This window comes from Streptomyces sp. NPDC002499 (assembly GCF_053595415.1).
This window is the reverse complement of record NZ_JBSFXO010000012.1, coordinates 188,772-213,888: the sequence shown is the minus strand read 5'-3', so window position 1 is coordinate 213,888 and position 25,117 is coordinate 188,772. Positions and strand designations below refer to the sequence as shown.

The following is a 25,117-nucleotide window of genomic DNA, read 5'->3' as shown; positions in this document are numbered from 1 at the left end:
GTGCCGCCATCTCCCGGTAGCTCCGACTTCACTGGTGCCGCAGGGGGATGAGGGCGTGCACGCGGTAACCGCCCAGGGGGCGCGGGCCGGTGCGCAGGGTGCCGCCGTGGACGGCGAGGCGTTCGCGCAGGCCGATCAGTCCGCGTCCGTTGCCGGTGGCCGCGGCGGGGGCGGGCGGGCCGCCGGTGTCGCTGATCTCCACGTCCAGTTCCTCGGCGCCGTACGCGACCCGCACGCTGGCCTTCGCGCCGGTCGCGTGCTTGACGGTGTTGGTCAGGGCCTCCTGCACCACGCGGTAGGCGGCGAGTTCGACGCCCGGTGACAGTTCGGCGGGTGCCGTTCCGGTCACGGTCAGCTCGACCGGCAGTCCGGCGGCGCGCATCCGCCCGACGAGGGCGTCCAGTTGACCGAGGCCGGGCTGCGGCCCCAGGCACAGCTGATCGGGGTCGTCGGTGTCGTCGATGTCCGGCGTGAGCAGGCCCATGACCTGCCGCAGCTCCCCCATCGCCGCCCGGCCGCCCGTCTCGACCGCGAGCAGCGCCTCGCGCGCTTCCTCGGGCGAACTCTCCATGATCGTGCGGGCGGCGCCGGCCTGGATGACCATCACGCTGACGTTGTGCGTGACGACATCGTGCAACTCCCGCGCGATCCGGGCGCGTTCGAGCTCGACGGCCCGGCGCAGCGCCTCCGCCTGCTCGTGCTCCACGGCCGTCAGCCGGCTCCGGGTCTCGGCGGCCCGGCGCCGCCAGGTCCGCAGTCCGACGGCGGCGATGACGAGCGGCACGGACAGCAGCAACGGCACGTACTGGGTGGGCACGGTGGGCTGTGTGGTCGCGAGGTCGGGCGGGACGGGGTACGGGAGCGGATACGCGTAGGGATAGGGCCGGTCGCCGCCGCCCGAGGGCAGGCCGATCAGCGCGACCGCGCCCACCAGACTCACCAGCGTGCCCGCCCGGTAAGGGCTGTAGGCCGCCGCGGAGTAGGCGGCGACGACGCACTGGTAGAAGGTGATCCGGGCGACGCTGTCCGGGGTGAGCGCGGTCGCCGTCATGACGATCCACAGCACGGTCAGCGGGTAGCGGCGGCGCAGCGCGAGCGCTCCCGAGGCCACGAAGACCAGGTCGAGCAGGCCCACCATGCTGTGCCCGTGCGACTGTTCGTACCCGTCGCCCATCGTGAACTGCACCGACAGCACGGCCAGGACCAGCGCCAGCGCCCCGTCGGCGAGCCGGTCGCGCCGGCTCGGCACGGGCAGCGGACCGGTCGGCCGCAGCAACGCCCCGGCGCCGACGCGCAGTCGGCCCGGCATGCCGTGTCCCACCCGCTCCCACACCGTCACCGGCCCATTCTCCCGAGCGTGCGGCACGGCGGGAATCCCTCCGCAGACCTGGCCGAGTACATCCGGCGCGTACATCTCAGGGATGACACCGCACGCCATGGTCCGCACGCGGTACGGCGATTACCCCCGGCGGCCGTCGTGCCCGCACCGCCTCCGTTCCTAGCGTCGTCGCATCCGATACGAGAACGCCCTCGCCGTCGCGGCGAGGGCCGAGGGAGTGGGCCATGAGCACACCCGTGATCGACCTGCACGAGGTCGGCCGCCGCTACGACGCAGGACCACCGGCGCTGCGGGAGGCATCGCTGACCGTACGGGCCGGGGAGGCGGTCGCGATCCTGGGGCCGTCGGGCAGCGGCAAGTCGACGCTGCTCAACCTGGTCGCGGGCCTGGACCGGCCGGACGAGGGGACGGTCACCGTGGACGGCGTCCGCGTGGACCGGCTCGGCGAGGCGGCCGCGGCGCGCTATCGACGTACGAAGGTCGGCATGGTGTTCCAGTTCTTCAACCTGCTCGACGATCTGACGGTCGCCGACAACGTACTGCTGCCCGCGCGTCTGGCGGGCCTCGGCCGGCGCGAGGCGCAGCGCCGGGCCGACGATCTGCTGGAGTCGCTCGGCATCGCCCGGCACGCGCAGACCTACCCGGGGAGGCTCTCCGGCGGTGAGCGGCAACGGGTCGCGGTGGCGCGGGCCCTGATGAACCGTCCGCCCCTGCTGCTGGCCGACGAGCCGACCGGCGCGCTGGACTCGGCGTCCGGGGAGGACGTGTGCCGGCTGCTGCGGGAACTCAACGACGAGGGGCAGACGGTGGTCGTGGTCACCCACGACCTGGCGCTGGCCCGGTCGTGCACCCGCCGCACCGTCCATCTCGTCGACGGCCGGATCACCTCCGACGCCGCGACCGGGACGGACGCCGACGCGACCGCGGAGCCGGTCCGATGAGCGCGCTGGTGCGGGTCGTCCGGGTGGGCATGGCCCGGCGCCGGGTGCAGACCCTGGTGATCGGTCTGGCGACCCTGCTGGCGGTGACGGCGTCCGTGCTGGCCGGGTCACTGCTGGTGGCGTCGGAGGCGCCGTTCCAGAAGGCCTTCGACCGTCAGCACGGGGCGCATCTGGCCGTGGGGTTCGACGCGGACAAGGTCACCGAGGCGCAGGTGAAGGCGTCGGCACAGGCCGACGGAGTCGAGGCCTCCGCCGGGCCCTTCCCCACCGCCTCGGTGGGCCTGGGCGTCAACGCGCAGGCCACCGTGCCCCTGACCCTCGTCGGCCGCTCGACCGCCGGCGGCGCCGTCGACAAGGTGGACGTGACGGAGGGGCGCTGGGTGGCGAAGCCCGGCGAGATCGTCCTGTCGGCGGACGCGGGCCCCTCCATGCGACTGGGCCAGCGGGTGACCTTCCCCGACCAGCCCGGCAGCCCCACGCTGACGGTGGTCGGGTTGGCCCGCTCGGTCAGCCGCACCGCCGACGGCTGGGTGCTGCCCGCCGAGATCGCCGACCTCACCGCATCCGGCGAACCCGACGGCTACCAGATGCTCTACCGCTTCACCCACGCGGCCACGTCGGCGCAGATCACCCACGACCGGGCCGCGGTCGCCGCGACGGTACCGGCGAAGTCCCTCACGGGCACGCAGTCCTGGCTGTACGTCAAGAAGGCGGCCACCCGCGAGACCTCGCTGTTCGTGCCCTTCCTGGTCGCGTTCGGCGTCCTCGGCCTGGTCATGTCGGTGCTGATCGTCGGCAACGTGGTCGCGGGCGCGGTGGCCACCGGCATCCGGCGCATCGGCGTCCTCAAGGCCGTCGGCTGCACACCCGGCCAGGTCGTCCGGGCCTGCGCGGGCCAGGCCGTGCTGCCGGCCGCGGTCGGCGCGGTCCTCGGCACGGTCGCCGGCCACCTGCTCGCCGTACCGCTGCTGTCCGAGACGGAGGACGCCTACGGCACGACCGGGCTCGGCGTGGAGGTGTGGGTGGACGTGCTGGTGGTCGGCGGGGTGCTGGCGGTGGTCGCGGCGACGGCCTGCGCGAGTGCCTGGCGGGCCGGCCGGCTGCGTACGGTCGACGCGCTGTCCGTGGGCCGTACGCCCGCTCCGGGCCGGGGCCGGCGGGCGGCCCGGCTCACCGCGCGGCTCCCGCTGCCGCGGCCGGTCGGCCTGGGCCTGGCCCGGCCGTTCGCCCGTCCCGCGCGCACCCTCTCGATGGTGGCGGCGGTCGCGTTCGGCGCGGCGGCGGTCACCTTCGCCACCGGCCTGTCGTCCTCGCTCGGCGAGGTGATCGCGGCGAAGAACCACAACGCGGCGGAGGTCACCATCGGCGCACAGGGACCGGGCGGCGGCCCCCAACCTCAGGGACAGGTACGGCAGCGGCGGACGGCCGCCGATCCCGCGAAGGTCGTCTCGGCGATCCGCGAGCAGTCGGGCACCCGCCGCTACTACCGCTCCGCGAGCACGGAGGGGACCCTGTCGGGCGTGTCCGGGAACGTCACCCTGTTCGCCTTCGACGGTGACGCCTCCTGGGGCGGCTTCCGGATGATCTCGGGACGCTGGCTCGCCGCGAAGGGCGAGGCCGTGGTCGCGAGTACGGTGCTGACCGCGGCCGGTGCCGAGGTCGGGGACACGATCACGCTGAACCTGGACGGCAGTCCGGTGCCGGTGCGGATCGTCGGCGAGGTCTTCGACACCGGCGACGACGGCATGCGCGTCTTCACCGAACTGAGCACTCTCAAGTCGGCCGCACCGGACCTGACGCCCACCACCTACTCCATCGGCCTGAAGCCGGGCACCGACACGGACGCCTACGTCGACGCGCTCAACGCCGACCTCGAGCCCCTGGGCGTCAGCGCGACGAGCGCCAAGTCCCTGAACGGCAGCGACACCGTCACCGTCCTCAACACCCTCACCGCGTTCCTGACCGCGCTCCTGATCAGCGTCGCCGCGCTGGGTGTCCTGGGCGGGGTCGTCCTGGACACCCACGAACGGGTCCGGGACCTCGGCGTCCACAAGGCCCTGGGCATGACACCCCGCCAGACCGTCACCATGGTCGTCACCTCGGTCGTCCTGCCGGGAGTCGTCGGAGGCGTCCTCGGCGTACCGCTCGGGGTGGCGGTGCACGACGCGGTGCTGCCGGCCATGGGCCACAGCGCCGGACTGCGCCTGCCCGACTCGGTCACCTCCGTCTACGGCGGTCCCGAACTGGTCCTGCTGGCCCTCGCCGGCACGGCCGTCGCCGTCCTCGGCTCGCTGCTGCCGGCCGGCTGGGCGGCCCGGATCCGCACGGCGACCGCACTGCGCGCGGAGTAGAGGCGGCCATGCGATCAAGCCGTGCGATGTGGCCGTGCAACCCCCTCGCAACCTTGCCCGTGCTGCCCTGGTGGCATGGACGAGGACACTCCGCGCGTCGAGCTCACCCCCGCCGCCGCCGACCTGCTGCGCAAGCTGCACGGGACGCACGGTCCGCTGATGTTCCACCAGTCGGGCGGCTGCTGCGACGGCAGCGCGCCCATGTGCTACCCGGAGGGCGAGTTCCGCACCGGGGGCTCGGACGTGCTCCTCGCGGAACTGGCGGTCGAGGGGGTGCCGGAGCCGGTGACCTTCTGGATGTCGCGCAGCCAGTACGAGGTGTGGAGCCACACGCGGCTGATCATCGACGTCGTAGCGGGTCGCGGCAGCGGTTTCTCGCTGGAGGCGCCCGAGGGGCTGCGTTTTCTCACTCGTTCTCGCGTAGTCGGCGCTTAGGGACCCCGCCGGACACCACCTTCTGATGCACTTCTCCTGAGTCCTGGGACAGTTGACGAGACTTCAGGGGGCACTGTGACGCGTCGTCAAAGACGTGGCTCGGCACACAGATCGGTACTGGCGTTTCTCACGGCGTTCGGCGCGCTGGCCGGTGCGGCCCTGGCGGGGGCGGCACCGGCCAGCGGCGCGCCGAGGGCCGTTCCTGTCGGTTCGGGGGTCACCTATCAGGAGTTCGACATCCAGGGGATCAAGGGGCCGACGCACGCCCACCTGGTCACCGTGAACCTGCGCGACGCACGCGTGAAGCTCGACCTGCTGTATCCGGGAGCGGTCGCCTCCCGGGCCGCCCTGTCCTCGCTGGCCGACGCCAGGGGCGCCGTCGCGGCCGTCAACGGCGACTTCTTCAACATCACCGAGGCCCAGCACCCGGGCGTCGACGCCACGTTCGCCACCGTCGGCCCTGCCATCGCAAGCGGCCGCACACTGAAGGCCGCGGTGCCGAACGGGCAGCGCTTCGGCCCGTCGATGCCGCCGGGCCGCTCCACCCAGGACGTCATCGGCGTGGGCGTCGACCGCACCGCCCGGCTGGACAGCCTGAGCCTCAGCGGCTCGGTCCGCACTCCGGTGGGGCAGTTGCCGCTGGGCGGACTCAACCAGTACGCGCTGCCGGTGGGCTCCGTCGGCGCGTTCACCTCCGACTGGGGCAGCGCCTCCCGGGTGCGCGCCACCTGCGGCACGGACACCAACCGCGCGGCCGCGTGCAGCACGGACACCTACGAGGTGACGATCCGCAACAACCGGGTCGTGGCGACCGCCGACACCCCGGGCAAGGGCACCATCGCGGCCGGGACCACCGTGCTGGTCGGCCGTGAGGCGGGCGCGCAACAGCTGCGGAAGTTCTTCAAGGGCGAGCCGGTGAAGGTGAAGCAGCGGCTGGTGGCGTCGGCCTCCCAGGTCCCGTACCGCTTCGCGCTCGGCGGTTACCCGGTGCTGATGGACGGTCAGCCGCTGGCCGGCCTGGACAACGCGGTCGCGGCCGTGCGCACCGCCGTCGGCATCGCGGACGACGGACGGAAGCTGCTGCTGTTCGCGCTGGACGGCGCCCCCGCCTACCGCAGCGGTCTGACGATCGCCGAAGTGGCCACCACCATGCGGTCGTTGGGCTCGGTGGACGCCTTCAGCCTGGACGGCGGCGGCTCGTCGGAACTGGTCGCCCGCGCGCCGGGCGCGACCGCGGTGTCCGTACGCAACCACCCGTCCGACGGCTCGGAGCGTCCGGTACCGACCGGCATCGGGGTCTTCACCAAGTGAGCGCGGCGGGCCTCACGGCCGCAGACTGCTGACGATGTCGGCGGTCGCCGTTAGGCCGCTGTGGATGGTGGGCGCCATGCTCGTGCCGGCCAGGAAGAAGCCGAGCAGGGCGCACACCAGGGCGTGCGAGACCTTCAGCCCGCCGCTGCGCAGGAAGATCACCGCCAGGATCAGGAGCAGCACCAGCACAGAGATGGAAATGGCCATCGTCAACCTCCTCCGCCACGCCCGTTTCGCGGCGTTCGGCCGCAAGTGTGGCGTAGCGGAGGGTTCGTCCGGGCGGCTGACCCGCCTCCCGGACGTGTGATGTCCGCACTGCTTGATTGACGCCCGGCGAAGGGGCGTGGAGGTGACCGCCGACCGTCTACCGGTGGGCGTCCAGGAAGGCCTCGAGGCCCGCCAGGTCGTCGGTGTTGAAGTAGTCGATGCCGGCGTCCAGCAGTTCGGTCCACAGCGCGTCCCGGGCGGGCCCGGCCGCCTCGGGGGTGTTCCAGAAACGCACCTTCTGCCCGCGGCGGTGTGCCTGGCGGACGATGTCGCGCAGCTTCTGCTTCTCCGCCTCGGGGAAGGCGCCCGCGCCCAGCCAGGTGAAGTTGAGCTGCCAGTTGTCGCTGATCAGCGGGACGAAGGAGGCGGGCGCCGAGGTGCCGAGGTCGGTGAGGCGACCGTCGTAGAAGGCGCGGCGCACGGTCTGCGCCTCCATGGGGATGCGGGCGGCCCGGTCGCCGGAGATGACGTTGGTGACCGCGCCGGGGTGCACTCGGCCATGCGCGTACGTGGTGAACAGGTGCTTGTAGCGCTGGAGATGACGGTCGAGTTCGAGGTAGGTCGAGGAGCCCTCGGTCTTGATGTCGATCAGCAGCTGGAGCGGCTGGCGGTAACCCCGGTACACGGAACCGTGGTTGCGCTTCACCAGCGCGGCCAGCGGGTCGAGGTAGAGGGATTCCAGGGTGCGCGTCGGGTCCAGTTGGGTCGCGTCGTGCGCGATCAGGAGCTGGTCGCCGACGAGGAAGATGTCGGCCTCGACGCTGCCGAAGCGGTGGTCGAGGGCGTCGAAGAGGGGGCGCGGATGGTCGTAGTCGTTGTGGGCGTGGGCCTTCCACAACGGGCGCTTCCGGTGCTTGGTGTCGCTCGCGAACGCGCTGCCCGCGGGCGGGGCGAGCACGGCCGCGGTGGCGGCGCCGAGGGTGGTGAGAACTCTGCGACGGGTGAGGTGGGCCATGTTCTGCCTCCCTGTGGGGCGGGTCGGAACCACAGGGAGTATGCGGCGGGACCAGGCTCAATGAACCTGTACATGCCAGGAGTTGGCCGGACTGCCGTCGCTCGTTCACTCCTTCCGCCCAGCCGCACGAAAAAGCCCGCCCCAGGTGGGGCGGGCTTCACCGGGTGAATCTCAGGGGGCTCGCAGATCTACGAGTTCGGCCAACTCGGCGCGGTGGGCGCCGGCCGTGCCGTAGGCGATCGAGTCGGCCTTGGCCCGCTTGAGGTAGAGGTGGGCCGGGTGCTCCCACGTCATGCCGAGCCCGCCGTGCAACTGCACCGCCTCCTCGGCCGCGTGGACCGCGACGCGTGCCGCGTAGGCCTGCGCGACGGCGACCGCGAGGTCGGTGTCCGCACCGGTGGCGAGGGCGTCGGCGGCATTGCGGGCGGCGGCCCGGAGGTTGACGACCTCCAACCACAACTGGGCGAGCCGGTGCTTGAGCGCCTGGAAACCACCGACGGGCCGGTTGAACTGCTTGCGCTCCTTCAGGTAGCGCACGGTCTCGGTCAACGCCCAGTCGGCGAGCCCGAGTTGCTCGGAGGCCAGCAGGCCCGCCCCGGCTCGCAACGCGCGCCGCACGGCGGGTCCACCGTCACCGACGAGCCGGCCACGCGCCCCGTCGAAGGACACGGTCGCGACCGGCCGGGTCAGGTCGAACGAGACCTGCGGAACGACACCGGCCTCGGCCGCCTCCACCGCGTACAGCCCACCGTCCTCCGCGGGCACCAACAGCACATCGGCGACGGCCGCGTCCGCGATCCCGGTCAACTCCCCGTACAGCAGCCCGTCTTCGAGCCGTACGGTCTTGAAGGCGCCGCCCGGAGCGACGTTCAGGGCGACGGCGAGAGCGCCGATACGGCGGCCGGAGGCGAGGTCGGCGAGGAGGTCGTCGGCGTCGCAGGCGAGCAGGGCCTCGGTGGCGACGATGGCGCTCGTCAGATAGGGCACGGGAGCCACCGCGCGCCCCAACTCCTCCAGGACGACGGCGACTTCGCGGTGCGTGGCGCCCTGGCCGCCCTTGTCCTCGGGCACCAGGAGACCGGCGAGGCCCATGCCGTCGGCGAGGGACTTCCACAGCGACAGGTCGTGCGGGGCGTCGGACTCGGTGCGCTTGATCACGCTCGCCGCGTCGCAGTGGTCGGTGAGCAGGTCGCGGACGGCGGCGCGGAGGGCCTCTTCCTCCTCCGAGTACAGCAGGTCGGGCTGCGCGGTCATCGGGCCAGGTCCTTCCATGCGACGTCCTTGTCGGTGCGCGGCTCGGCGGGCAGGCCCAGGACGCGTTCGGCGACGATGTTCAGCAGGACCTCGCTGGTCCCGCCCTCGATGCTGTTGCCCTTGGAACGCAGGTAGCGGTAGCCGGCGTCACGGCCGGTGAAGTCCACCAGTTCGGGGCGGCGCATGGTCCAGTCGTCGTACAACAGGCCCTCCTCGCCCCGGAGTTCGACCTCCAGGCCGCTGATCTCCTGGTTGAGGCGGGCGAAGGAGAGCTTCATGCCGGAGCCCTCGTAGCCGGGCTGGCCCGCGACGAGCTGCTGGCGCAGGCGTTCGGCGGTGAGGCGGGCGACCTCGGACTCGACCCAGAGTCCCAGCAGCCGCTGGTGCAGGTCGGGGGTGCGCAGCTCGGGGCGCTCGCGCCAGGTCCTGGCGACCGGGGCGATCATGCCGCCCTCGCGGGGCAGCCGCATGCCGCCGATGGCCACGCGTTCGTTGTTCAGGGTGGTCTGCGCGACCCGCCAGCCGTTGCCGACCTCGCCGAGGCGGCGGGAGTCGGGGATGCGGACGTTGGTGAGGAAGACCTCGTTGAACTCCGCCTCGCCGGTGATCTGGCGCAGCGGGCGGACCTCGACGCCGGGGTCGGTCATGTCGCAGAGGAAGTACGTGATGCCGGCGTGCTTGGGCACGTCCGGGTCGGTGCGGGCGATGAGGATGGCCCAGCGGGCGAGATGCGCGCTGGACGTCCATACCTTCTGCCCGTTGACGACCCAGTCCTCGCCCTCACGGACGGCCCGTGTGCCCAGCGCCGCCAGGTCGGACCCGGCACCCGGCTCGCTGAAGAGCTGGCACCAGACCTCCTCGCCCACCCAAAGGGGCCGCAGATAGCGCTGCTTCTGCTCCTCGGTGCCGTAGTGGAGGATCGTCGGCGCGGCCATGCCGAGGCCGATGCCGATGCGCCGCGGGTCGTTGTCGGGGGCGCCGGCGGCCGCCAACTCGGCGTCCACGACGGCCTGGAGGGAGCGCGGCACACCGAGTCCGCCGAGGCCCTCGGGGTAGTGCACCCAGGCGAGCCCGGCGTCGAAGCGGGCCTTGAGGAAGTCGAGCCGGTCCGTGGTGGACGGCGGATGCGCGGCCAGCAACTCCGCGGTGCGGCGCGTCAGTTCGGCTGCGTCGGTCATGCGCCGGCTCCGTTCGGCAGGATCACGACCCGGCCCGTGGTGACACCGTCACCCACCCGCTGCACGGCGTCCGCGGCGCCCGCCAGCGGCACCCGCTCGCTCACCAGCGGCTTGATGGCTCCGCGCGCGGCCAGTTCGGTGAGCTGCTCGTGGCAGCGCAGGATCAGCTTCGGGTTCTTGGTGGCGTACAGGCCCCAGTGCAGGCCGAGGATCGAGTAGTTCTTCACGAGGGCGTGGTTGAGCCCCGGGCTGGGGATGTTCCCGCTGGCGAAACCGACGACCACGATCCGCCCCTCGAAGGCGACGACCTTGGCCGACTGGGCGTAGGCCTCGCCGCCGACCGGGTCGTAGACCACGTCGGCGCCCCGCCCGCCGGTGGCCTCCTTGACCCGGGCGACGACGTCCTCGCTGCGTCGGTCGATGACGACGTCACAGCCCAACTCCCGCGCCACGCCCACCTTTTCGGCCCCGCCGACGACCCCGATGACGGTGGCGCCGGCGGCCTTGCCGAGTTGGACGGCCGCGCTGCCGACCCCGCCGGCGGCGGCGTGCACGAGCAGCGTCTCGCCCGCCTCCAGGTGGGCCCGGCGGTGCAGGCCGAACCAGCCGGTCTGGTAGCCGATGTGCAGCGCGGCGGCCTCGGCGTCGTCCAGCGAGTCCGGCGCGGGCAGCAGTCCGACGGCATCGGCGACGGCGTACTCGGCGAAACCGCCGTACGGCAGCGCGGGGTTGGCGATCACACGGCGACCGTCCTCGGTCTCGCCGCAGATCTCCACGCCCGGCGTGAACGGCAGCGGCGGGCGCACCTGGTACTGCCCCCGGGCCATCAGCACATCGGGGAAGTTGATGTTCGCGGCACGCACCTTCAGCAGCACCTGGCCGTCACCGGGCGTGGGCGTCTCCACGTCCTGGAGCCGCATCACCTCGCTCGGCTCACCGTTCTCGTGCACTTGCCATGCCTGCATGCGGTGCCTCCATGCGACTGCCTCGCCCGACGGGGTTCGCAACGCATACTAAGCGGTCGCTTGCCCTCAGGGAACCGCCCGCACGGAACCGTCGCCCACGTCACGCCGGCCCGTCATCCACGTCACGCCCGCTTGGGCCGTGCCCGCACATGCATCCGCTCCCCCTGCGGCCCGAACAGGCTCAGGAACTCGACCGGCCCCTCCCCCGTCGACCCGAACCAGTGCGGCACCCGGGTGTCGAACTCGGCCGCCTCACCCGCGCCCAGCACCACGTCGTGCTCGCCGAGCACCAGCCGCAACCGCCCGGACAGCACGTACAGCCACTCGTAGCCCTCGTGCGTGCGCGGGTCCGGCTCCAGCTGCCGCCGTGGTTCGAGCACCTTGTACGCCTGGAGGCCGCCGGGCTGGCGGGTCAACGGCCAGTGGGTGCGTCCACCCATCACGATCGGCTTGGCCCGCACTCGCGGATCGCCGGGCGGCGGCGCCCCGACCAGCTCGTCCAGGGGCACCTGGTGGGCCCGCGCGATCGGCAGCAGCAGCTCCAGGCTGGGCTTGCGCAGCCCCGACTCCAGCCGCGAGAGCGTGCTCACCGAGATGCCGGTCGCCTCGGAGAGCCCGGCGAGGGTGGCACCCCGCTCCTTGCGGACCCGCCGCAGCCGGGGCCCGACCTCGGCGAGAACCTCGCTCGTGCCGTCGTGCGTGCCGTCGTCGTTGTCGTCACTCATACAGGTATTGCAGTTTCGGCAAACGAGTTTGTCAATCCCGTAGTATCGCGCGACTGTCGTCGTGGAGGTGGTCAACCATGACCGACAGGTACGAAGTGATTGTCGTCGGCGGCGGAGCGGCCGGGCTCTCGGCCGGGCTGGTGCTGGGCCGCGCCCGGCGCCGCACCCTCGTCGTCGACGCGGGCGAACCGCGCAACGCGCCCGCCGCCCACATGCAGGGCTATCTGACCCGGGACGGCATGTCCCCCGCGGAGTTCCTGGCGATCGGCCGCGAGGAGATCGCGCGCTACGGCGTCGAGCTGGTCCGCGACCGGGCGGTGGACGCCACACGCGACGGGGACTTCACCGTCTCCCTGGCCGGCGGCCGGACCGTACGGGCCCGCGCCCTCGTCATCGCCACCGGCCTCAAGGACGAGCTGCCGACCATCCCGGGCCTCGCCGAGCGCTACGGCCGTGACGTGCTCCACTGCCCGTACTGCCACGGCTGGGAGGTCCGCGACCAGCCCTTCGGCGTGCTCGCCACCACGCCGATGAGCGTGCACCAGGCGCTGATCGTGTCCCAGTGGTCGAAGGACGTGACCCTGTTCCTGCACGAGATCGCGGAGGACACACTCTCGGACGACGACCTGCGCAGGCTGGCCGTGGCGGGAGTCAAGGTGGTGCCGGGCGAGGTGGCGGGACTGGTCGTGACCGACGACCGACTGACCGGAGTGCGGCTGGCGAACGGCACGGTCCACGATCGGTCGGTCCTCTTCACCGCCCCGCGCGCGATCCCGCAGACCGATCTGCTGGCTCGGCTGGGTGCCGAGATGACCGAGACGCCCTTCGGCTCCTACCCGGTGATCGACGAGCGGGGCCTGACGACCGTGCCAGGGCTGTGGGCGGCGGGCAACGCGAGCGGATTCGCAGAGCAGGTGATCAACGCGGCGAGCCGGGGCTACCGGGCAGGAGCGGCGATCAACGGAGAGCTGCTCTTCGCCGATCTCGACGCGGCGGTCAAGCTTTAGCCGCCCGGATGTGGACGCCCAGGTGTGGAGGCGCCGCCTCCGTTGCAACATGGCTGCATGCTGCTTGCTCGGCTGGCCCACGTGTCCCAGGAGGTCGCCGCCACCTCGGCGCGGTCCCGGAAGATCGCCCTGCTCGCGGAGCTGTTCCGGGACGCCGAGGCGGACGACGTACCGATCGTGATCCCGTACCTCGCCGGACGGCTCCCGCAGGGACGGCTCGGCGTCGGCTGGAAGGTGCTGAGCAACCGGGTCGCCCCGGCCGCCGAACCGACCCTCACCGTCCGCGAGGTGGACGCCCGTCTCACCGACCTCGGCAAGGTCGCGGGCGCCGGTTCGCAGGCCGAACGGGCCCGGCTGGTCGGCGAGTTGATGGGCGCGGCGACGGAAGAGGAGCAGCGCTTCCTGTTCGGGCTGCTCACCGGTGAGGTGCGGCAAGGCGCACTCGACGCGGTGGCGGTCGAGGGCCTCGCGCAGGCGACCGAGGCACCGCCGGCGGACGTACGGCGGGCGGTGATGCTCGCCGGTTCGGTACAACCGGTGGCACAGGCCCTGCTCGCGGAGGGCCCCGCCTCCCTGAACCGCTTCCGCCTCACCGTCGGCCGCCCGGTCCAGCCGATGCTCGCGCACACCGCCGCCTCGGTCGCCGAGGCGGTCGAGAAGCTGGGCACGTGCGCGGTGGAGGAGAAGCTGGACGGCATCCGCGTACAGGTGCACCGCGACGGCGACACCGTACGGATCTACACCCGCACCCTCGACGACATCACCGACCGCCTGCCCGAAGTGACGGCGGCCGCGCTGGAGTTGAGGGGCGAGCGGTTCATCCTGGACGGCGAGGTCATCGCGTTCGACGCGGACGGCCGGCCGCGGTCCTTCCAGGAGACCGCGGGGCGGGTCGGCTCGCGCGTGGACGTGGCGACGGCCGCTCGCGAGGTCCCGGTCTCGCCCGTCTTCTTCGACGCCCTGTCGGTCGACGACCGGGACCTGCTCGACCTGCCGTTCGTCGAGCGGCACGCGGAGCTGGCCCGGCTGGTGCCGGAGCCGATGCGGGTAAGGCGCGCGCTGGTGTCCGCACCCGAGGACACGGCGGAAGCCGAGGCCTTCCTCGCCGAGACCCTGGCGCGCGGGCACGAGGGGGTCGTGGCCAAGGCCCTCGACGCCCCCTACAGCGCCGGCCGGCGCGGCGCCTCCTGGCTGAAGGTCAAGCCCGTACACACCCTCGACCTCGTGGTCCTGGCCGCCGAATGGGGCCACGGCCGCCGCACCGGCAAGCTGTCCAACCTCCACCTCGCCGCCCGCAACCCGGACGGCACCTTCGCCATGCTCGGCAAGACCTTCAAGGGCATGACCGACGCGATGCTCACCTGGCAGACGGAACGCCTCCAGGAGCTGGCCGTCGAGGACAACGGCTGGGTGGTGACCGTACGCCCCGAACTCGTCGTCGAGATCGCCTACGACGGCCTGCAGAAGTCCACCCGCTACCCGGCCGGCGTCACCCTCCGCTTCGCCCGCGTGGTCCGCTACCGCGAGGACAAGCGGCCGGACGAGGCGGACACCGTGGAGACCCTGCTGGCCGCGCACCCGGAGGTGAAGCCGTGACCGGCCCGAAGCGCAGCGCGGGCCTGCTGCTGTACCGGCGCACCGGCCAGGGCCTGGAGGTGCTCCTCGGTCACATGGGCGGGCCCTTCTTCGCCAAGCGGGACGCGGGCGCCTGGTCCGTCCCGAAGGGTGAGTACGAGCCCGAGGAGGAGACCGCGTGGGACGCGGCCCGGCGCGAGTTCCAGGAGGAGCTGGGGCTGGCGCCGCCCGACGGGGAGGCGGTGCCGCTCGGCGAGGTGCGGCAGACGAACGGCAAGATCGTCACGGTGTGGGCGATCGAGGCCGATCTGGACCCGGCGACGATCGAGCCGGGCACGTTCCGGATGGAGTGGCCGCCGAAGTCGGGGCAGGTGCGGGAGTTCCCCGAGCTGGACCGGGTCGAGTGGTTCGCGCCGGACCGGGCCCGGGATGTGATCGTCAAGGCGCAGGCCGCGTTTCTCGACCGGCTGGCGGAGCACTCGGACTGAACAGCGGCCCACACGTTGCGGTGCCCGGCGCCGCGCGGGAAGGTCGGAGCAAGCCCGCCCCCAGGAGGTCAGCCATGCCCATCGCGACGGTGAATCCGGCGAACGGCGAGACGCTCAAGACGTACGAAGCCATGGGCGAGGAGGAGGTGGAGCGCCGGATCCGGCTCGCCGAGGCGACGTTCCGCACGTATCGCACGACGACGTTCGCCGAGCGCGCCCGCCTGCTCACCCGGGCCGCCGAGCTCCTCGACGAGGACCAGGCGGACATCGGCGCGGTCATGACCACCGAGATGGGCAAGCCGATCAAGCAGGCCCGCGCGGAGGCGGCGAAGTGCGCCAAGTCGATGCGCTGGTACGCCGAGCACGCGGAGGGACTGCTGGCCGACGAGGAGCCCGCGGAGCACGACGTGAAGGACTCCGGAGGCTCCCGCGCCCTGGTCCGCTACCGGCCGCTGGGCCCGGTCCTCGCCGTCATGCCGTGGAACTTCCCGCTCTGGCAGGTGATCCGCTTCGCCGCACCCGCGCTGATGGCGGGCAACGTCGGCCTCCTCAAGCACGCCTCCAACGTGCCGCAGACCGCGCTGTACCTGGAGGACCTCTTCCACCGGGCGGGCTTCCCGGAGGGCTGCTTCCAGACCCTGCTCATCGGCTCCGGCGCGGTCGACGAGATCCTGCGCGACGAGCGGGTGCGGGCGGCCACGCTCACCGGCAGTGAACCGGCCGGGCGGGCCGTCGCCTCCACCGCCGGCGAGATGATCAAGAAGACGGTGCTCGAACTCGGCGGCAGCGACCCGTACATCGTCATGCCGTCCGCGGACATCGACCGGGCCGCGAAGATCGCGGTCACCGCGCGCGTGCAGAACAACGGGCAGTCGTGCATCGCCGCCAAGCGGTTCATCGTGCACACGGACGTGTACAACGCGTTCGCCGAGCGGTTCGTCGCCGGGATGAAGGCGCTCACCGTCGGTGACCCCACGGACGAGGGCACGGACATCGGACCGCTCGCCACCGAGCAGGGGCGGGCCGATCTGGAGGAGCTGGTCGACGATGCCAGGCGCAGCGGTGCGGCCGTGCTGTGCGGGGGCGAGCGGCCGGACCGGGAGGGCTGGTGGTACCCGCCGACGGTGCTGGCCGGCATCGACCGCGAGATGCGCGTCCACCGGGAGGAGGCGTTCGGACCGGTCGCCACGCTGTACCGGGCGGGCAGCCTGGAGGAGGCCGTACTGATCGCCAACGACACGCCGTTCGGGCTGAGTTCCAACGTCTGGACCCGGGACGACGCCGAGGTGGATCTCTTCGTACGGGATCTGGAGGCGGGCGGGATCTTCTTCAACGGCATGACCGCGTCCCATCCGGCGTTCCCGTTCGGCGGGGTGAAGCGGTCCGGGTACGGGCGTGAGCTGTCCGGGCACGGAATCCGGGAGTTCTGCAACATCACGACGGTTTGGCACGGAGCGTGAACGCTGCGCGGCTACCATCCCGTCTGTGAACCGCGAAGTGACTCTGCCTCTGATCGTCGACGACCGCGGGACCTTGCAGGTGGCTGCCGCCGATGTCAGCAAGTTGTTGCGGACCGTGGGTGGGAGGTGGCTGCACCTTGTCGAGGCCGGGGAGGAGGCCCTCGACGAGGACACGGTTGCTGCTCTCACGATCGAGCTCGCGAAGCTGGCCGATCGGATTGATGTGGCCTGCATTGCGCATAGCAGTGGGGGCGCGTCGTAGGGGTGCTTGTGCGTTGCCGGGTGCGGGTTGAGTGTGGCTGGTCGCGCAGTTCCCCGCGCCCCTAGGGACGTGGCAGCAACGTTGCCCAGAATGATCCCTCGTAGTGCTGGAGGGCGCGGCTGTACTGGCGGACCAGTTCCTTGTCCGTCGGCTCCACTCGCGGAGCGGCCGGGGCTGGTTCCGCGAAGAAGTCAAAGAAGCTGCACGCCTCGTTCGTAAAGGCGTAGTGGCGGCGTAGGGCCGTGGCGATTGTTGCGCAATAGGCGCCCCATTCCGCGAAGTTGGACGTCAGGGCGAGGAGGGCGTCCGTGGGGTCCGCGTTGAGGGACAGCCAGGCGACGTAGGCGGGGTAGGACTGGCAGCCCGGTAGGGGCTCGTATGTGCGGGAGCGGGGTTCGTCCACGCCGCATGCCGTCGCGAAGGGCGCCAGGCGGCGGCCCGCCTCCGCTTCCCCCTCCGCGAGCGTCCTGAAGAAATCCGCGGTCTCCGGTTGCGCCGTCGCGCGTTGCGCCAGGTGGAGGAAGGCGCGGCGGTCGGCCGGGATCACCCGCTGTTGTTCGAGGGCGAGAGTTGCGAGGGTCTCCACGGGGGCCGTGCCGGTCGCGATCAGCGCTACCAGGGGGTTCTCGGTCATCGGGGATCCGTCCGTGTGGGTCCGGCTACTGATCCGACCTTTACACAGGGTCCCTGAATTGGAGTAGTCCACCGAGAGAACGTCGCCCCCACGGGTGATCGTGGGTGCACCACCCCCAGAGGTGAACCACCTTCTGACCGGGGGGCCGAAAGCCTTCCGGACGGCGAAAGCAGGCACGGTTCATGGCGACTTTGTGCAGACCCTCGGTGTCCGTCCCGGAGCACGTCATCACGATGGAGGAGACGCTGGAGCTGGCACGCTCCCGCCACGCCGACCACCCCCAACTGCCGCTGGCCCTCCGGCTGATCGAGAACACCGGCGTACGTACCCGGCACATCGTGCAGCCGATCGAGGAGACCCTGAAGCACCCCGGGTTCGAGGACCGCAACCGGATCTACGTGGCCGAGGCCAAGGCCCGGGTCCCGTCGGTGGTGCAGCGGGCGCTCGACGACGCGGAGCTCCTCACCAGCGACATCGACGTGATCATCTACGTCTCGTGCACGGGCTTCATGATGCCCTCGCTCACGGCCTGGCTGATCAACGAGATGGCCTTCGACGCCACCACCCGCCAGATCCCCATCGCCCAGCTGGGCTGCGCGGCCGGCGGCGCCGCGATCAACCGCGCGCACGACTTCTGCACGGCCTACCCCCAGGCCAACGCGCTCATCGTGGCCTGCGAGTTCTGCTCGCTGTGCTACCAGCCCACCGACATCGGCATCGGCTCCCTGCTCTCCAACGGTCTGTTCGGCGACGGGATCGCCGCCGCCGTGGTGCGCGGACGGGGCGGCGAGGGCATCGAGCTGGAACGCAACGGCTCGTACCTGATCCCCAAGACCGAAGAGTGGATCATGTACGACGTCCGAGCCACCGGCTTCCACTTCCTGCTGGACAAGCGGGTGCCGGCCACCATGGAGCCGCTGGCACCGGCGCTCCAGGACCTCGCGGGACTGCACGGCTGGGACGCGGCCGACCTGGACTTCTACATAGTCCACGCGGGCGGGCCCCGAATACTCGACGACCTCAGCAAGTTCCTCCAGGTCGACCCGCACGCCTTCCGGTTCAGCCGGGCCACGCTCACCGAGTACGGCAACATCGCCAGCGCCGTCGTCCTGGACGCGCTGCGCCGGCTCTTCGACGAGGGCGGTGCCCAGGACCGGGCGCGCGGGCTGCTCGCCGGGTTCGGACCCGGCATCACCGCCGAGATGGCCCTGGGCCGCTGGCACCGGGACGAAGAAACGACGTGACATGAGCGACGACACGATCACCGAGACCTTCCTGCCGCCGATCCGGCACTGGCCCGCGCGCGACCTCACCGGGGTCGACTTCGACCCGGTGCTCGCCGAGCTGATGCGCGAGGGCCCCCTCACCCGGATCCAGCTGCCCAACGGCGAGGGCTGGGCCTGGCTGGTCACCCGCCACGACGACGTGCGCATGGTGACCAACGACCCCCGGTTCAGCCGCGAGGCGGTCATGGACCAGCCGGTCACCCGGCTCGCGCCGCACTTCATCCCGCAGCGCGGCGCGGTCGGCTTCCTCGACCCGCCCGACCACACCCGGCTGCGCCGCTCGGTCGCCGCCGCGTTCACGGCGAGGGGTGTGGAGCGGGTGCGCGAGAAGTCGCGCGTGCTGCTCGACGAGCTCATCGACGAGCTCGTGGAGGCGGGGCCGCCCGGCGATCTCACGGCCGCCGTCCTCAGCCCGTTCCCCATCGCGGTGATCTGCGAGCTGATGGGTGTGCCGGCCGCCGACCGGCACGGCATGCACACCTGGACCCAGCTGATCCTGTCCTCCTCGCACGGCAAGGAGGTCAGCGAGCAGGCCAAGCAGGAGATGGGCGCCTACTTCGGCGATCTCATCGGCCTGCGGGAGGGCAGCTCCGGCGAGGACGTCACCTCGCTGCTCGGCGCCGCCGTGGGCCGTGGCGAGGTGACGCTGGACGAGGCCGTCGGACTCGCGGTGCTGCTCCAGATCGGCGGCGAGGCGGTCACCAACAACAGCGGGCAGATGTTCTACCTGCTGCTCACCCGCCCCGACCTGGCCGAACGCCTGCGCGCCGAGCCGGAGATCCGCCCCAAGGCCATCGACGAACTCCTGCGCTACATCCCGCACCGCAACGCGGTCGGACTGTCCCGCATCGCCATGGAGGACGTGGAGATCAGAGGCGTACGGATCCGCAAGGACGACCCGATCTACGTCTCCTACCTGGCCGCCAACCGCGACCCGGAGGTCTTCCCCGACCCGGAGAAGATCGACTTCGGCCGCAACCCCAACCCGCACGTCTCCTTCGGCTTCGGCCCGCACTACTGCCCGGGCGGCATGCTCGCCCGGCTGGAGTCGGAGCTGCTGATCGACGCGCTGCTGGACCGGTTGCCGGGCCTGCGGCTGGCCGTGCCGCCGGACCAAGTGCCCTTCAGGAAGGGCGCGTTGATCCGCGGCCCCGAGTCCCTGCCGGTGACGTGGTGAGCCGCCGATGACCGCGCCAGAGGGCCTGCTGGTCCCCCCGGGTCACGGCCGGATCGTCCAGACCCCGGCCCAGCGCGTGACGTTCAAGGTCACCGGCACGCACTCCCGGACGGCCTCCACCTTCGAGGTGGAGGTCCCCCCGGGCTTCGACGTCGGCGCCCATGTCCACACGCGCAGCGAGGAGTTGTTCTACGTCCTCGAAGGCGAACTGGACGTCCTCGCCTTCGAGCCGCGCATCCGAACACCGGACAACTGGCAGCGCTGGGAGTCCAGTTCGGGCACCCGGGTGGTACGCGCCACCCCGGGCACGCTCATCGCCGTACCCCCCGGATGTCCGCACGCGTTCGCCAACCCGACGGACACCCCGGCGAGGATGTTCTTCCAGGCGTCCCCGCCCCCGGACCACGAGCGCTACTTCGAGGAACTGCTGGAGATCCTGGGCAGCGGGGGTCCTCCGGACCACGAGGCGATCGAAAACCTGCGCAAGCGCTACGACATCGAGCAACTCACACCTCTGAAGCACCGGTGAGCGCGCCGACCTCAGGGGCGCGGGGAACTGCGCGACCAGCCACGAACCACCCGCAGCCGCACACCTACCGAATGGGCATCCCCGAGAGCGTCCGAGCAATCACCAGCCGCTGAATCTCACTCGTTCCCTCGAAGATCGTGTAGATCGCCGCGTCCCGATGCATCCGCTCCACCGGGTACTCCCTGGTGTAACCGTTGCCGCCCAGTATCTGGATCGCCTGGGCGGTGACTTTCTTCGCCGTCTCGCTGGCGAACAGCTTCGACATCGACCCCTCGGCCGCGGTGAACTTCTTCCCGCTGATCGCCATCCAGGAGGCCCGCCACGTCAACAGCCGGGCCGCGTCGATGGACGTCCGCATGTCGGCCAACTGGAAGGCCACACCCTGGTTGTCGATGATGGGCCGCCCGAACTGCTCACGCGTTGTCGCGTACTCGAGGGCCACCTCGTAAGCAGCCCGAGCAGTACCGACCGCCATCGCTGCCACCGCGGGGCGGCTCGCCTCGAACGTGGCCATCGCCGCGTTCTTCACGCGCTCGCCACTCTTCTTGGCTCGCTCACGGGCCCGTGCCAGGCGCTCGTCGAGCTTCTCCTTGCCGCCGAGGAGGCAGGATCCGGGCACGCGGGCGTCCTCCAGGACGACCTCGGCGGTGTGCGAGGCACGGATGCCGTGCTTCTTGAACTTCTGGCCCTGGGAGAGGCCGGGCGTGCCGGGCGGGACGATGAAGGACGCGTGGCCCTTGGAGCCCAGCTCGGGGTCGACGACCGCGACGACGACGTGGACGTTGGCGATGCCGCCGTTGGTCGCCCAGGTCTTCGTGCCGTTGAGGATCCACTCGTCGTTGGCCTCGTCGTACACGGCACGCGTGCGCATGGAGGCCACGTCGGAGCCGGCGTCGGGCTCGGAGGAGCAGAAGGCGGCGACCTTGACGTCGTTGGCGTCGCCGTACATCTGGGGGATCCAGGTGCCGATCTGCTCCTCGGTGCCGTTGGCGAGAACGCCCACGGCGGCGAGGCCGGTGCCGACTATGGACAGGGCTATGCCCGCGTCGCCCCAGAACAGCTCCTCCATGGCCATCGGTATGCCGAGGCCCGTGGGGTCGAAGTACTGCTGGGCGTAGAAGTCGAGAGAGTAGATGCCCACCTTGGCGGCCTCTTGGATGACCGGCCAGGGAGTCTCCTCACGCTCGTCCCATTCGGCGGCCGCGGGGCGGATGACGTCGGCGGCGAAGCCGTGCAGCCAGTCCCGGACCTCCTTCTGTTCGTCGTTGAGCTCCATGGTGAACTCGGCCATGTCTCCTCCAGCGGCGGTACACCTGCATGTTACTAGCGGTAACATTATCTTGTTACTCATCGGTAGGAAAAGTCAACTCGTGATGACTCCTCGGCAGCCCGTTCGATGTCAGGCTGAGGTCAGGTGTTAGTTTGCGCAGGCGTCACCGAATCAGCACGGGTGGGGAGAGCTCATGGACACCACGCAGCGGACCGATCAGCAGCGCTCGGCGGACCGCCGTCGGCGCGAGCTGCTGGAGGCCGCCGACCGAGTGGTGCTGCGCGACGGGCCACAGGCCTCGATGAACGCGATCGCCGCGGAAGCGGGCATCACCAAGCCGATTCTGTACCGCCACTTCGGCGACAAGGGCGGACTCTACGCGGCCCTCGCCACCCGGCACACCGACGCCCTCCTCGCCTCCCTGCGGGCGGCCCTGGACGCGCCCGCGGAACGGCGGGAGCGGGTCGAGGCCACACTGGACACCTATCTCGCGGCGATCGAGGCACGCCCCCAGGTGTACCGCTTCCTCATGCATCCGGCGGAGGGCGGGCAGACCGCCGACCAGGGCTTCGAGGCAGGCAGCCACTCGATCCCCGTACTCCGGCGCATGGGCGAGGAGTTGGCGCAGGTCATCGAGGAGCGCGTGGACCTCGGGCCGAACAGTCAGCAACTGGCGCGGGTGTGGGGCCACGGCATCGTCGGCATGATGCACGCGGCCGGCGACTGGTGGCTGGGCGAACGCCCGTGCACGCGCGCGGAGTTGGTCAACAGCCTCGCGGACCTGCTGTGGGGCCGGCTGGCCGCGGCGGGGGACAAGGTGGGCGGCCCCGGCTTCTAGTTCCGGTCGGTCCCGGGTTCTGGTCCGGGTCCGTCCCGGCGGGCTACGGCCGGTTCCCGCGGCTCCAGGAGGCCTTCGCCTCCTGCCTCAGCACCTTGCGTCTGCGCCATCCCGTGAGGTGGTCGACGTAGACCCGTCCCTCCAAGTGGTCGCATTCGTGTTGGAGACAGCGTGCGAAGAAACCCGTCCCGTGCACGGTCACCGGCTCGCCCGTGACCGTGAAACCCTCGACCAACGCGTGGTCGTAGCGCTCCGTCCCCGCCTCCAGGCCCGGCAGGGACAGGCAGCCCTCGGGGCCGCGGAGCGACACTCCGTCGGCCGCCACCAGGCACGGGTTGACGAGATGGCCCAGATGACGCACCTCGTCGTCGTCCGGGCAGTCGTAGACGAAGACCCGCAGGGACTCCCCCACCTGGTTCGCGGCGAGACCCACGCCCTGTGCCGCGTACATCGTCGCGAACAAGTCCTCGACGAGGCTCGCGAGTTCGGGGCCGAAGTCGGTGACCTCGCGGCAGGGCGTGTGCAACGGGGCGTCGCCGAACAGCGTGAGGGGCCGGACGCGCCCGCGGGTGCCCGGAATGGAGCCGTTTCGCATGGCCGCAAGGGTACGGCGATTCGGGAGTGCGAATGGATCTCGATAGGCTGGCCACCACCACGTTGCCGTCAGGCAGAGGCGCGGCGCGTACGCAAGGAGGATCGGGAACTGATGTCAGGCAACTCGGACCCGCTTTCGCCGCGGGCCAAGATCGCCGTGACCGCCGGCAAGGCGGTCGCTGCGGCGTCGCGTGCCGCAGGCCGCGGCAGCGGATCGGTGATCGGTGGCCGGGTCGCGCTCAAACTGGACCCCGACCTCCTGGCCAGGCTCGCCCAGAGCCTGGACGTCGTCCTCGTCTCGGCGACCAACGGCAAGACCACGACCACCCGGCTGATCGCCGAGGCCCTCGGCGCCGCGGGCCCGGTCGTGTCCAACGCGCTCGGCGCGAACATGCCGGCCGGTATCACCTCGGCCCTCGCGGGCGGCTCGGACGCGCGCTACGGCGTCATCGAGGTCGACGAGAAGTACCTGGCCGGTGTGGCCCGGGACACCGACCCCAAGTGCATCGCGCTCCTGAACCTCTCCCGCGACCAGCTCGACCGCGCCGCCGAGACCCGCATGCTCGCCGAGAACTGGCGTGAGGGTCTTGCGGGTTCCAAGGCCGTCGTCGTGGCCAACGCGGACGACCCGCTGGTCGTGTGGGCCGCCTCCTCGTCCCCGAACGTGATCTGGGTCGCCGCCGGTCAGATGTGGAAGGACGACGCCTGGTCCTGCCCGTCCTGCGGTGGTGTGATGCAGCGGCCCGGCGACGACTGGTTCTGCGGCGAGTGCGGTTTCCGCCGCCCGACGCCGAGTTGGGCGCTCTCCGGCGACCACGTGCTCGACCCGCACGGCTCCGCCTGGCCGATCCACCTCCAGCTGCCCGGCCGCGCCAACAAGGCCAACGCGGCCTCCTCCGCGGCCGTCGCCGCCGTGTTCGGCGTACCGCCGCAGGTCGCCCTGGAGCGCATGTACCAGGTGCAGGCCGTGGCCGGCCGCTACGACGTCGTGCAGTTCCAGCAGCGCGACCTGCGGCTGCTGCTCGCGAAGAACCCGGCGGGCTGGCTCGAAACGTTCAGCCTTATCGATCCGCCACCCACCCCGGTGATCCTCTCCGTGAACGCGCGGGGCGCCGACGGCACCGACACCTCCTGGCTGTGGGACGTCGACTACACCCGCCTCAGCGGTCACCCGATCTGCGTCGTCGGCGACCGCAAGCTCGACCTCGCCGTCCGCCTGGAGGTCGCCAACCAGCACTTCCAGGTCTGCGACAACCTCGACCAGGCGGTGCAGCAGTGCCCGCCCGGCCGCATCGAGGTCATCGCCAACTACACCGCGTTCCAGGATCTGCGCCGCCGCGTCGGCAACTGACACTCAGGGGACTTTTGTGAGCGACAACAGCCTGCGGGTCGTGTGGATCTACCCCGACCTGCTGAGCACCTACGGCGACCAGGGCAACGTCCTGGTCGTCGAGCGCCGGGCCCGGCAGCGCCGCCTCGACGTGGCCCGCCTCGACGTGCGCAGCGACCAGCCCATCCCGACCTCGGGCGACATCTACCTGATCGGCGGCGGTGAGGACCGGCCGCAGCGGCTGGCGGCCGAGCGGCTGCGCCGGGACGGCGGTCTGCACCGGGCCGTGGAGAACGGCGCGATCGTGTTCTCCGTCTGCGCCGGCTACCAGATCCTCGGCCACGAGTTCATCAACGACCTCGGCCAGCGCGAGCCCGGCCTCGGGCTCCTCGACGTGGTCTCGGTGCGCGGTGAGGGCGCCCGGTGCGTCGGGGACGTCCTCGGCGACATCGACCCGCGCCTGGGCCTGCCCCCGCTGACCGGCTTCGAGAACCACCAGGGCGTCACCCACCTCGGCCCCACGGCCCGCCCGTTCGCCCAGGTCCGCCTCGGCAACGGCAACGGCACGGGGGACGGCACGGAGGGTGCGTACAACGACACGGTCTTCGGTACGTACATGCACGGCCCGGTGCTGGCGCGCAACCCGCTCATCGCCGACCACCTGCTGAAGCTCGCGCTCGACGTGAACGCGCTGCCGCCGACGGACGACCGCTGGTACGAGGCGCTCCGCAACGAACGCATCGCGTCCGCGCAGCAACCTGCGTGATCACAGCCGCGCGGCAGCCTGCCTGACACCTGGGCGCCCGCTGCTCTTAACCAGCCCGTCTGACAGCACGTCCGCACAGGTGAGCGGGGTCGTCCAGCAGGCGGACGCACGGTGCTGCCCCGCCCCCTCCTGCCGTTAGGGTGGCGGGGTTCGAGCCGGACGACGTGGTCCGGTCCCGCC

At 71.5% G+C, this 25,117-nt stretch carries 24 protein-coding genes and 1 pseudogene; 15 read left to right on the top strand and 10 right to left on the bottom strand.

What is annotated here, in order from left to right; translation table 11 throughout:
- Positions 1–28: 28 nt before the first annotated feature.
- On the bottom strand, positions 29–1,309 hold the full coding sequence (locus ACWD5F_RS32530; RefSeq protein ID WP_451260120.1) for a sensor histidine kinase: 1,281 nt from the start codon (positions 1,307–1,309) through the stop codon (positions 29–31).
- Between the two features lie 254 nt (positions 1,310–1,563).
- On the opposite strand from ACWD5F_RS32530, the gene ACWD5F_RS32525 reads away from it, so the two are divergent.
- The 4 genes from ACWD5F_RS32525 (at position 1,564) to ACWD5F_RS32510 (ending at position 6,377) form a co-directional block, all read left to right on the top strand.
- Positions 1,564–2,280 (top strand): ABC transporter ATP-binding protein, encoded by a 717-nt coding sequence (locus tag ACWD5F_RS32525; RefSeq protein WP_451259853.1) that lies wholly within the window; start codon positions 1,564–1,566, stop codon positions 2,278–2,280.
- Positions 2,277–4,631, top strand: a complete 2,355-nt coding sequence (locus tag ACWD5F_RS32520; protein WP_451259851.1) for an FtsX-like permease family protein — start codon at positions 2,277–2,279, stop codon at positions 4,629–4,631. The genes ACWD5F_RS32525 and ACWD5F_RS32520 overlap by 4 nt, the downstream gene beginning before the upstream one ends.
- 75 nt (positions 4,632–4,706) lie before the next feature.
- The gene (locus tag ACWD5F_RS32515) at positions 4,707–5,066 is read left to right on the top strand and encodes a DUF779 domain-containing protein (protein ID WP_401725999.1); all 360 of its coding nucleotides are present in this window, start codon (positions 4,707–4,709) and stop codon (positions 5,064–5,066) included.
- 75 nt (positions 5,067–5,141) lie between these two features.
- A complete protein-coding gene (locus ACWD5F_RS32510) occupies positions 5,142–6,377 on the top strand; it encodes a phosphodiester glycosidase family protein (RefSeq protein ID WP_451259849.1) in 1,236 nt (411 codons plus the stop codon).
- Positions 6,378–6,389: 12 nt separating this feature from the next.
- Here the strand turns inward: ACWD5F_RS32510 and ACWD5F_RS32505 are convergent, their stop codons facing one another.
- From ACWD5F_RS32505 to ACWD5F_RS32480, 6 genes are all read right to left on the bottom strand, one after another.
- Entirely contained in the window at positions 6,390–6,584 is a 195-nt protein-coding gene (locus ACWD5F_RS32505; protein WP_401725995.1) for a hypothetical protein, read from the bottom strand.
- A gap of 157 nt (positions 6,585–6,741) precedes the next feature.
- On the bottom strand, positions 6,742–7,599 hold the full coding sequence (locus tag ACWD5F_RS32500) for a phosphatidylinositol-specific phospholipase C/glycerophosphodiester phosphodiesterase family protein (RefSeq protein WP_451259846.1): 858 nt from the start codon (positions 7,597–7,599) through the stop codon (positions 6,742–6,744).
- 171 nt (positions 7,600–7,770) lie between these two features.
- Positions 7,771–8,853, bottom strand: a complete 1,083-nt coding sequence (locus tag ACWD5F_RS32495) for an acyl-CoA dehydrogenase family protein (protein ID WP_451259844.1) — start codon at positions 8,851–8,853, stop codon at positions 7,771–7,773.
- Positions 8,850–10,031 (bottom strand): acyl-CoA dehydrogenase family protein, encoded by a 1,182-nt coding sequence (locus ACWD5F_RS32490; protein ID WP_451259842.1) that lies wholly within the window; start codon positions 10,029–10,031, stop codon positions 8,850–8,852. Before ACWD5F_RS32490 ends, ACWD5F_RS32495 begins: the two co-directional genes overlap by 4 nt.
- Positions 10,028–10,996 (bottom strand): NADPH:quinone oxidoreductase family protein, encoded by a 969-nt coding sequence (locus tag ACWD5F_RS32485; RefSeq protein ID WP_451259840.1) that lies wholly within the window; start codon positions 10,994–10,996, stop codon positions 10,028–10,030. Before ACWD5F_RS32485 ends, ACWD5F_RS32490 begins: the two co-directional genes overlap by 4 nt.
- 122 nt (positions 10,997–11,118) lie before the next feature.
- On the bottom strand, positions 11,119–11,721 hold the full coding sequence (locus ACWD5F_RS32480; RefSeq protein WP_451259838.1) for a helix-turn-helix domain-containing protein: 603 nt from the start codon (positions 11,719–11,721) through the stop codon (positions 11,119–11,121).
- A gap of 77 nt (positions 11,722–11,798) precedes the next feature.
- Between ACWD5F_RS32480 and ACWD5F_RS32475 the strand changes: the two genes are divergently transcribed.
- From ACWD5F_RS32475 to ACWD5F_RS32455, 5 genes are all read left to right on the top strand, one after another.
- A complete protein-coding gene (locus ACWD5F_RS32475; RefSeq protein ID WP_451259836.1) occupies positions 11,799–12,728 on the top strand; it encodes an NAD(P)/FAD-dependent oxidoreductase in 930 nt (309 codons plus the stop codon).
- A gap of 57 nt (positions 12,729–12,785) precedes the next feature.
- Positions 12,786–14,324, top strand: coding sequence for an ATP-dependent DNA ligase (locus tag ACWD5F_RS32470; protein ID WP_451259834.1), 1,539 nt, complete (start codon positions 12,786–12,788; stop codon positions 14,322–14,324).
- Entirely contained in the window at positions 14,321–14,791 is a 471-nt protein-coding gene (locus ACWD5F_RS32465) for an NUDIX domain-containing protein (RefSeq protein WP_451259832.1), read from the top strand. The genes ACWD5F_RS32470 and ACWD5F_RS32465 overlap by 4 nt, the downstream gene beginning before the upstream one ends.
- Positions 14,792–14,865: 74 nt before the next feature.
- Positions 14,866–16,251, top strand: a complete 1,386-nt coding sequence (locus ACWD5F_RS32460) for an NADP-dependent succinic semialdehyde dehydrogenase (protein ID WP_451259830.1) — start codon at positions 14,866–14,868, stop codon at positions 16,249–16,251.
- Positions 16,252–16,276: 25 nt separating this feature from the next.
- On the top strand, positions 16,277–16,513 hold the full coding sequence (locus ACWD5F_RS32455) for a DUF6213 family protein (protein WP_280879016.1): 237 nt from the start codon (positions 16,277–16,279) through the stop codon (positions 16,511–16,513).
- 61 nt (positions 16,514–16,574) lie between these two features.
- On the opposite strand, the gene ACWD5F_RS32450 is transcribed toward ACWD5F_RS32455, so the two are convergent.
- On the bottom strand, positions 16,575–17,147 hold the full coding sequence (locus ACWD5F_RS32450; RefSeq protein ID WP_451259827.1) for a thiaminase II/PqqC family protein: 573 nt from the start codon (positions 17,145–17,147) through the stop codon (positions 16,575–16,577).
- A gap of 173 nt (positions 17,148–17,320) precedes the next feature.
- Between ACWD5F_RS32450 and ACWD5F_RS32445 the strand changes: the two are divergent.
- From ACWD5F_RS32445 to ACWD5F_RS32435, 3 genes and pseudogenes are all read left to right on the top strand, one after another.
- Positions 17,321–18,391 (top strand): annotated as a pseudogene (locus ACWD5F_RS32445) (type III polyketide synthase); the annotation flags it as partial.
- A 1-nt stretch (position 18,392) separates the two neighbouring features.
- Positions 18,393–19,610, top strand: a complete 1,218-nt coding sequence (locus ACWD5F_RS32440; RefSeq protein ID WP_451259825.1) for a cytochrome P450 — start codon at positions 18,393–18,395, stop codon at positions 19,608–19,610.
- A gap of 7 nt (positions 19,611–19,617) precedes the next feature.
- Complete coding sequence (locus ACWD5F_RS32435) at positions 19,618–20,139, top strand: cupin domain-containing protein (RefSeq protein ID WP_124000639.1); 522 nt, start codon at positions 19,618–19,620, stop codon at positions 20,137–20,139.
- 64 nt (positions 20,140–20,203) lie between these two features.
- Here ACWD5F_RS32435 and ACWD5F_RS32430 read toward each other — a convergent pair whose 3' ends face one another.
- Complete coding sequence (locus ACWD5F_RS32430) at positions 20,204–21,430, bottom strand: acyl-CoA dehydrogenase family protein (protein WP_124000638.1); 1,227 nt, start codon at positions 21,428–21,430, stop codon at positions 20,204–20,206.
- Positions 21,431–21,602: 172 nt separating this feature from the next.
- Here ACWD5F_RS32430 and ACWD5F_RS32425 point away from each other — a divergent pair, with 172 nt between their 5' ends.
- Positions 21,603–22,247, top strand: coding sequence for a TetR family transcriptional regulator (locus ACWD5F_RS32425; RefSeq protein WP_401725973.1), 645 nt, complete (start codon positions 21,603–21,605; stop codon positions 22,245–22,247).
- A 43-nt stretch (positions 22,248–22,290) separates the two neighbouring features.
- On the opposite strand, the gene def is transcribed toward ACWD5F_RS32425, so the two are convergent.
- Positions 22,291–22,842 carry a peptide deformylase gene (gene def / locus ACWD5F_RS32420; RefSeq protein ID WP_451259822.1) on the bottom strand — a complete coding sequence of 184 codons (552 nt, stop codon included), beginning with the start codon at positions 22,840–22,842 and terminating at the stop codon, positions 22,291–22,293.
- A gap of 111 nt (positions 22,843–22,953) precedes the next feature.
- Here def and ACWD5F_RS32415 point away from each other — a divergent pair, with 111 nt between their 5' ends.
- Together ACWD5F_RS32415 and ACWD5F_RS32410 are read left to right on the top strand one after the other, a co-directional pair.
- Positions 22,954–24,192, top strand: a complete 1,239-nt coding sequence (locus ACWD5F_RS32415; RefSeq protein WP_401725969.1) for a MurT ligase domain-containing protein — start codon at positions 22,954–22,956, stop codon at positions 24,190–24,192.
- Between the two features lie 16 nt (positions 24,193–24,208).
- Positions 24,209–24,937 (top strand): type 1 glutamine amidotransferase, encoded by a 729-nt coding sequence (locus ACWD5F_RS32410; protein ID WP_124000634.1) that lies wholly within the window; start codon positions 24,209–24,211, stop codon positions 24,935–24,937.
- Positions 24,938–25,117 lie beyond the last annotated feature (180 nt).